General features: G+C 66.1%; 1 protein-coding gene. It reads right to left on the minus strand.

Annotation, left to right across the window (positions count from 1 at the left end):
• Positions 1–1,274 (minus strand): type VI secretion system Vgr family protein (locus tag AC1RL8_RS31225; RefSeq protein WP_492687439.1); only part of this gene is annotated, 1,274 nt, incomplete at both ends.

Here is a 1,274-nt window from a genome sequence, read left to right on the forward strand (position 1 = left end):
TTAGTCGCTGAACCGTCTCTCCCATGTCCTTGGCATGGTTCGCCGCGTTGCCCCTTGCTTCGGTGGTGATGAGCATGCCGTCCTGCGCTCTCAATACGCCATGGGCGTCAGTGCGCAGCTCGAAGCCCTCGCCCCTGGGGTCTTTTCTGCCCGCGTTGTCCTCGATGCGCGTGATCGCCCCCAGACTCAGGCTGGAACTCTGGTGATCGCTCTTGAGCTGCGCCTGGATTTTTTCGGCGGTGTCATCCAGGATCAGATGGTTCGACCGGCCCGCCGCACTGTTGCCTCCGCCCTCGGTCAGCTCCCGGCTCCTGAACCCGCTCAATGCGCTCTGACCAGGGAGTTGCCACGGCGGCAGGTTCACCTGGTTGTGGACTCTTCCCATGCAGATGGGCAGGTCCGCGTCTCCCGCGATGAAGCTCACGATGACTTCCTGCCCGATGCGCGGGATCTGGATGCCCCCGAGCTGGTTGCCCGCCCAGGGCGAGCTCACCCGCACCCAGCAGCTGCTGTGCTGGTTCTTCTGCCCCAGCCGATCCCAGGGGAACTGCACCTTGATGCGCCCCAGCTCGTCCGTCCACAGGTTCTGGCCCTCGGGGCCCACCACCAGCGCCACCTGCGGGCCGACCATGGCGGGCTTGGGCTGGGTCGGCTCGGGCCGCAGGGGCTCTGTGACCGGGTGGGCCGTGAAGTCCACCTGTACGCGCCATTGCTGCTTGCGGTCGACAGTGGCTTCTCGGTTCTGGCTGTCTTCAGCCACGTCCTCGATGAGCAAGCGGGTGTCCAGGATCAGGTACTCGGCGTTGGCCGACTCCCTCGGGTGTTTCTTCAGCTGGAAGGTGCATCCGGGCACCATGCCCCGCAGGTTGCCGCTGGCCTGGACCCGGGCGCCGTGGGTGCGCAGTGCCTGCATGCGCAGCAGAGACAGCAGGCGGCCTTGGCCGTGAGGATCGGCGCTTGCATCTGCACCCGCATTGGGCTGGGCGTAGTGACTGCCTCCCGCTCCCGAGGCATGCCACTGGTAGACCTCGCCCTCGGCCTGCCCTGTGGGGCGTGGGTCAGCTCGAGAAACACTCAGATCCGCCCTGGGTCGCGTGTAGTCGTAGTCCCGGGTGGCGTACTTCCCGCTGGTGAGCTGGTGCTGGGGAACGAAGCTGTGGATGTACTCGGCATCGATCTTCCAGCCCGGGGCGTGGTATTCCACATGCTCGTACAGCGGATCGCCAGCCGCATAGGCGCCCATGGCGTCCGAGAGCACCAGGCGGTGCTTACCG

The sequence above is a fragment of the Variovorax sp. GW822-FHT04E09 genome (assembly GCF_058800845.1).